Annotated in this window: 6 protein-coding genes; 2 read left to right on the top strand and 4 right to left on the bottom strand. The window is 53.7% G+C overall.

Annotated elements, in window-relative coordinates; all coding sequences use genetic code 11:
* Positions 1-149 precede the first annotated feature (149 nt).
* The gene (gene phoE, locus HX884_RS24730) at positions 150-1,202 is read left to right on the top strand and encodes a phosphoporin PhoE (RefSeq protein ID WP_013095744.1); all 1,053 of its coding nucleotides are present in this window, start codon (positions 150-152) and stop codon (positions 1,200-1,202) included.
* Positions 1,203-1,303: 101 nt separating this feature from the next.
* Here phoE and crl read toward each other — a convergent pair whose 3' ends face one another.
* The 3 genes from crl to gpt all read right to left on the bottom strand — a co-directional run bounded on the left by crl (position 1,304) and on the right by gpt (position 3,558).
* Positions 1,304-1,705, bottom strand: a complete 402-nt coding sequence (gene crl, locus HX884_RS24725; RefSeq protein ID WP_178328937.1) for a sigma factor-binding protein Crl — start codon at positions 1,703-1,705, stop codon at positions 1,304-1,306.
* 57 nt (positions 1,706-1,762) lie between these two features.
* Positions 1,763-2,995 carry an esterase FrsA gene (frsA, locus tag HX884_RS24720; RefSeq protein WP_178328936.1) on the bottom strand — a complete coding sequence of 411 codons (1,233 nt, stop codon included), beginning with the start codon at positions 2,993-2,995 and terminating at the stop codon, positions 1,763-1,765.
* A 104-nt stretch (positions 2,996-3,099) separates the two neighbouring features.
* Entirely contained in the window at positions 3,100-3,558 is a 459-nt protein-coding gene (gene gpt / locus HX884_RS24715; RefSeq protein ID WP_003863205.1) for a xanthine phosphoribosyltransferase, read from the bottom strand.
* Between the two features lie 260 nt (positions 3,559-3,818).
* On the opposite strand from gpt, the gene pepD reads away from it, so the two are divergent.
* Positions 3,819-5,276 (top strand): cytosol nonspecific dipeptidase, encoded by a 1,458-nt coding sequence (pepD, locus tag HX884_RS24710; RefSeq protein WP_020686318.1) that lies wholly within the window; start codon positions 3,819-3,821, stop codon positions 5,274-5,276.
* 61 nt (positions 5,277-5,337) lie between these two features.
* Here the strand turns inward: pepD and dinB are convergent, their stop codons facing one another.
* Positions 5,338-6,396 carry a DNA polymerase IV gene (dinB, locus tag HX884_RS24705; protein WP_013095738.1) on the bottom strand — a complete coding sequence of 353 codons (1,059 nt, stop codon included), beginning with the start codon at positions 6,394-6,396 and terminating at the stop codon, positions 5,338-5,340.
* Between the last annotated feature and the right edge of the window lie 74 nt (positions 6,397-6,470).

Genomic DNA, 6,470 nt, shown 5'->3' with positions numbered 1-6,470 from the left:
ATGCGTGATCTGATCCTTCAACTCAGCAAAAGTTCGATTTATTCAACAAAGTCTCCGTAACGTTAAAACCCTTTCTGTTTTTTCACGGGACTTAAGCATGAGCTTATCATCCAGCGAATTTTTAAGCGCGTTTATAAGACAGGATCGAAATGAAAAAGAGCACTCTGGCATTAATGGTTATGGGCGTTGTGGCTTCCGCATCTGTTCACGCTGCCGAAGTTTATAATAAAAACGGCAACAAACTGGACGTGTACGGCAAAGTTAAAGCAATGCACTACATCAGTGATGACGATTCAAAAGATGGTGACCAGACATACGTGCGTTTCGGTTTTAAAGGTGAAACTCAGATTAACGATCAGCTGACGGGCTATGGCCGTTGGGAAGCGGAATTTGCAGGCAACAAAGCAGAGAGCGATTCCACTCAGAAAACGCGTCTGGCATTCGCCGGTCTGAAGCTGAAAGACTTTGGTTCCCTGGATTACGGTCGTAACCTGGGCGCGTTGTATGACGTGGAAGCGTGGACCGATATGTTCCCTGAGTTTGGCGGCGACTCTTCCGCGCAGACCGATAACTTCATGACCAAGCGTGCAAGCGGTCTTGCCACTTACCGTAACACCGACTTCTTTGGCGCGGTTGATGGTCTGGATATGACCCTGCAATACCAGGGTAAAAACGAAAACCGCGACGTCAAAAAACAGAACGGTGACGGTTTTGGTACGTCTCTGACCTATGACTTTGGCGGCAGCGATTTCGCGGTAAGCGGCGCGTACACCAACTCTGATCGTACCAACGCGCAGAACCTGCTGACCCGCGGCGAAGGCAAAAAAGCCGAAGCCTGGGCAACCGGTCTGAAATATGATGCGAACGATATCTACCTGGCGGCGATGTACTCCGAAACCCGCAATATGACCCCAATTTCTGGCGGCTTTGCCAATAAAGCGCAGAACTTTGAAGTGGTCGCACAATATCAGTTCGATTTCGGTCTGCGTCCATCCCTGGGTTATGTCCAGTCTAAAGGCAAGGATATCGAAGGTATTGGCGATGAAGATCTGGTGAAATATATCGACGTCGGCGCGACCTATTATTTCAACAAAAATATGTCCGCGTTTGTTGATTATAAAATCAACCAGATTGATGACGATAACAAACTGGGCGTGAGCAGCGATGATATCGTTGCCCTGGGTATGACCTACCAGTTCTGAGTCGGCAGTAATAAAAAAACCGGCATTAAGCCGGTTTTTTTGTGCCCGGTGGCGCTGCGCTTACCGGGCCTACGGGATCATCACCCGGCATTATTTCATCTTTACGCCGTCAATTTCGCCTTTTCACTGGAAAAATCATCGGCAGGCTCAAGCTTCAGGTCCAGCGTGGCCAGTAAATCGCTCGCCTTGTCGTGGAACTCTTTCAGGGTATATTCCAGGCGGTCAATCACTTCCTGATCTTTGATGGTGGTGGCCTGCCAGTTGCCGTCTTTATTAAACAGGCCAAACTGGTAGCTATAGGTAAAACGTTTCTCTTCTGCTTCCATTTCCATCCACCAGCCCCAGAATTCACGTTTTTCGGGTGCAGGCTTCACGTTGACGCATACAGCCAGGCAGTCGAAAAAAAAGCGATTCTCTTCACACTGCTCTTCTCGAATATACGGGCCAAGAGCCATGAACTTCTTAATCAATCTACTTTTCGGGTGTCCACTCGGTAACGTCATTACGATCTCCTTTTGTGAAGCCACTGTTTTACCAAACCATCAAAATTTAGCAATCTCTTAACACAATCTCTGGGCGATCCAACGCGTAATCTCTTTTAATGCTTTGTCAAAATTCTGATACACCGGGCTGAAGGGAACTTCCAGCAATTTGCCATCCGCAGATGACGATGTGATTAAGCGTGACTCCTCTTCCGGGCTGAACGGATCGTTTTTCCAGAAGCCGGACAGCATCGGCGTTGGACACCGGCGTCCCAGCAGGCCCTGCGTTTTTAACGAATAGCGATTGAGTTCCACGCGCAGCGCTTCGTCTGAAGCATCATGCATGCCAAGGCGGCTGGCCAGTACGTCGAGGTACATTTCCGGCACGCTGCCCTGACGGGCAGGATCGCTGAGCAGAGCGTGAACCACCGGCCCAAGACAGGCTACGGCCTTCAGGCGTGACGCCTCAAGATAGGCCAGACGCACGGCCACGTTCGCCCCAAAGCGGAAACCAAACGCCGCGACGCGGGTGTGGTCGACCCAGGGAATGTTTTCCAGCGCTTTCAGCGCATGCTGGTGCAGAAGACTGGAATCCTGCGTCAGTTTCCATTTAGAGGAAAAACCGATAGAGGGCATATCAAGCGTCAGCATCGCGATCCCTTTTGGGGCGAAGTAACGCTCATACAGACTGTAATAGTCGATTTGCAGCGAATCCAGCCCACCGCACATCAGCACGGTCGGGAACGGGCCGTCGCCTTCAGGCATATGCAGGAATCCGGTCACGGGCGCGCCGCCGGGGATGGTGAACTCAAGCTCGCGCATCCGGCCCGGCAAGCGTTGGGCAGCCTCTTCATAGGCACGGTTTGCCAGCGCCTGCGCCTGCTCTGCCAGCTCATCCCCTTTTAAGTGCGGATAGGCGGCAATGGCGTAAAGATTGGCTGCGTGCAGCCAGTGCTTGCCGCTGAGGGTGGCGTCCTCTTCCTGGCTGGCTTTTTGCTGCCAGAGCATCGCCTGTTTCGACCATTCGTAGATCCAGTTGCCACCGCGGTAACCCACCACCGTATCGTAGAGTTCGCTGTCGGTACGCTCGGCTTCACTCATGACGATACGCGCCTGCACATCGAGGATTTCACGCGGATCAATACCACGCCAGATCCACATCAGGCGGTTAATCATGCGATACCAGTGAGGCACGTTTTTACCGTCTAATGCAGACTGGTTCCCCGGATTGAAGCGACGCACCAGCGTCGAGGTTTCAGGGTGCTTGAAACGGGGTTTGAAGAGTGTCTCGGTGAGATTCGCCTGCGTCATTGCGTTGCCTCCATGGATACGTCATATAGTGTCCATTGTAACGCGTGGCAGAATAAAAAGAACAACGCCCGGCATAGCCGGGCGTGTAAAGTTACGTACGGAAATTAACGGCCGGAAATAGGCGGTACGAAGACCACGCCCATGTCCCATGGCTGTTCAATCCAGGTATCCTGTGGGATATCAATCACGTAATCATCAACCAGTGGGCGGCCCGCCGGTTTCGCAAAGATGGTGACGAAGTGTGCTTTTGGGTACATTTCGCGGATAGCCACCGCGGTACCACCGGTATCCACCAGGTCATCAATAACGATGAAACCTTCACCGTCGCCTTCCGCGCGTTTCAGCACTTTCAGCTCACGCTGGTTGTCGTGGTCATAGCTGGAAATGCAGACGGTATCGACATGACGAATACCCAGCTCACGGGCCAGCAGCGCCCCCGGTACCAGACCGCCACGGCTAACGGCAATAATGCCTTTCCACTGTTCAGAAGGCATCAGACGCGCGGCCAGTTTGCGTGCGTGGATCTGCAACATGTCCCAGGTGACGACGTATTTTTCGCTCATGTGAAGTGTCCCAGCCTGTTTTTATACGGCTTAAAAAGTGTTCGAGGGGGAAATAGGTTGCGCGAGATTATAGAGATCTGACGCACTAAAAACCAGTGTTTAGCGCCCTCTGCCTGAGTTTTTACATGCTTTATGCTACCAGCCATCTGAGAAAGTGGTATTCTCAGTTGCATCTCGCAAGCCTGACTTGTGGTAACTATTAACCTGCTAACCCTGTGACCTGCAACTCGCTTTGCAGGGCATCGACAAGGAGACTTATCGTGTCTGAACTGTCTCAATTATCTCCCCAGCCGCTGTGGGATATTTTTGCCAAAATCTGCTCCATTCCACACCCGTCTTACCATGAAGAACAGCTTGCCGAACATATTATGGGTTGGGCGAAGGAAAAAGGTCTGCACGCTGAACGCGACCAGGTTGGCAACATTCTGATCCGCAAACCGGCGACCGCAGGCATGGAAAACCGTAAACCGGTTGTGCTGCAGGCGCACCTGGATATGGTGCCACAGAAAAACAACGACACCGTTCACGACTTCACGAAAGACCCGATCCAGCCGTACATCGACGGCGACTGGGTGAAAGCACGCGGCACCACGCTGGGTGCAGATAACGGTATCGGTATGGCCTCTGCGCTGGCGGTACTGGCGGACGACAGCGTTCAGCACGGTCCACTGGAAGTGCTGCTAACCATGACCGAAGAAGCGGGCATGGACGGTGCGTTCGGTCTGCAGGCGAACTGGCTGCAGGCGGATATTCTGATCAACACCGACTCCGAAGAAGAAGGCGAGATCTACATGGGCTGCGCGGGCGGGATTGATTTTATCTCTACCCTGCCGCTCTCCCGTGAAGCGGTGCCTGCTGGCTTCCAGACCTTCAAGCTGACGCTGAAAGGGCTTAAAGGCGGCCACTCCGGCGGTGATATTCACTTAGGCCTGGGCAACGCCAACAAACTGCTGGCACGCTTCCTGGCGGGCCACGCGGCTGAGCTGGACCTGCGTCTGGTCGATTTCAACGGCGGTACGCTGCGCAACGCAATCCCACGTGAAGCGTTCGCGACGGTAGCCGTTCCAGCCGCCAAAGCGGACGAGCTGAAAAAGCTCTCCAGCGTCTATCTGGATATCCTGAAAAACGAACTGTCCGCGAAAGAGAAGAACCTGACCGTAGTGCTGGAGTCCGTCTCCACGGATAAAGCCGCGCTGACCACCCAGTCTCGTGACACCTTTATTCAGCTGTTAAACGCGACACCAAACGGCGTGATCCGCAACTCAGACGTCGCGAAAGGCGTGGTTGAAACCTCTCTGAACGTGGGTGTGGTCACCATGGGCGACGACAGCGCAGAGATCATCTGCCTGATCCGATCGCTTATCGACACCGGTAAAGAGTACGTAGTGAGCATGCTGGAATCTCTGGGCACGCTGGCCGGTGCGAAAACCTCTGCCAAAGGCAGCTACCCAGGCTGGCAGCCGGACGCAAGCTCTCCGGTGATGGCACTGGTGCGTGAAACATACCAGCGTCTGTTCAACAGCACCCCAAACATTCAGGTGATCCACGCGGGTCTGGAATGTGGTCTGTTCAAGAAGCCGTACCCGAACATGGATATGGTCTCCATTGGGCCAACCATTACCGGGCCGCACTCGCCGGATGAGCAGGTTCACATTGAAAGCGTGGGCCATTACTGGACCCTGCTGACTGAACTGCTGAAAGCGATTCCTGCTAAGTAATACCCTCACCCCAGCCCTCTCCCAAAGGGAGAGGGTGAACAACGTCGCGCCACCGGCCTTTTTACAATCCCAATACCAGCTGACGTTCCAGCTGCGGATCCAGCAAGGTAACGTGTAACCCCACCAGCCTGACCCCTCGCCCGCCCCGACGTTCATCCCAGGCCTTTTTCGCCGTCGCGATGAGATCCTCTTTATTCAGGCGCGGCCAGACATGCTCCTGAGTCGTCTGCTGAAAATCATTGAACTTAAGCTTCACGCCCTGACGGGCAATCAGCAGGTCCGGTTTGACCTTGATTAAGCGCCGTTCCAGTTCAGGATAGAGCTGCTCCGTAATGATGGTTTCGCATTCAGACCAGTCATGAATATCTTCAATCAATGTGCGTTCAACCCCGACCGACTTTCGCAGCCGCTCGCTGCTGACACTGCGCTCGTCTATCCCCTGACTGCGCTCCCACAGCACGCGGCCAAATTTTCCAAAACGTTTAAGCAGCATGGCTAAATCGCTGCGCTGTACATCTTCGCAGGTTCGCAGCCCCATGCTTTCCAGCTTTGCCGCAGAGACTTTGCCTACGCCCGGGATTTTGCCGAGCGGCAGCGTTTTTAAAAACGCCGGGACCTCTTCCGGGGTAATAACGTACTGGCCGTCGGGCTTGTTGAGATCGGACGCTATTTTGGCGAGGAACTTCACCGGTGCGACACCTGCCGACGCGGTCAGATTCAGCTCCTGGAAGATAGTCCGGCGGATCTCCTGCGCCATCAGCGTCGCGGAGCCGTGACAGTGCACGCTGTCGGTGACATCAAGATAAGCTTCGTCCAGCGACAGAGGTTCAATCAGTGAGGTGTAGCGAGAGAAGATTTCGCGGATATGCAGGGACGCTTCTTTGTACGCCTCAAAGCGACCGGGTAAAAGCGTGAGATGAGGACAAAGCTTAAGGGCCATGGCGGTAGGCATGGCGCTGCGCACGCCAAATTTGCGCGCAGGATAGTTGGCGGTGCTGATTACACCGCGCTGGACACGGCTACCGCCAATGGCAATAGGAATATCCCGCAGCGCCGGGTTGTCACGCATCTCCACTGCGGCAAAAAAACAGTCCATATCGACATGGATTATTTTGCGCATTACGACCACCACACATGTATTTATATGGGTCTTCCCCGATCATGGTGGGAAGACTCAGAACGCCATATTCAGTT

Origin of the sequence: Enterobacter sp. SECR19-1250 (assembly GCF_013391025.1) — a bacterium.
In the GTDB taxonomy this organism is placed as follows: Bacteria; Pseudomonadota; Gammaproteobacteria; order Enterobacterales; family Enterobacteriaceae; genus Enterobacter; species Enterobacter cloacae.
The sequence above is the reverse complement of the archived record's forward strand: the minus strand, read 5'-3'. Positions and strand labels throughout refer to the sequence as shown.

What these genes read in the sequence shown, in the direction of transcription:
- phoE (WP_013095744.1), top strand. Translation starts at nt 150, where the DNA reads ATGAAAAAGAGCACTCTGGCATTAATGGTTATGGGCGTTGTGGCTTCC.
- frsA (WP_178328936.1), bottom strand. Translation starts at nt 2,995, where the DNA reads ATGACGCAGGCGAATCTCACCGAGACACTCTTCAAACCCCGTTTCAAG.
- crl (WP_178328937.1), bottom strand. Translation starts at nt 1,705, where the DNA reads ATGACGTTACCGAGTGGACACCCGAAAAGTAGATTGATTAAGAAGTTC.
- dinB (WP_013095738.1), bottom strand. Translation starts at nt 6,396, where the DNA reads ATGCGCAAAATAATCCATGTCGATATGGACTGTTTTTTTGCCGCAGTG.
- gpt (WP_003863205.1), bottom strand. Translation starts at nt 3,558, where the DNA reads ATGAGCGAAAAATACGTCGTCACCTGGGACATGTTGCAGATCCACGCA.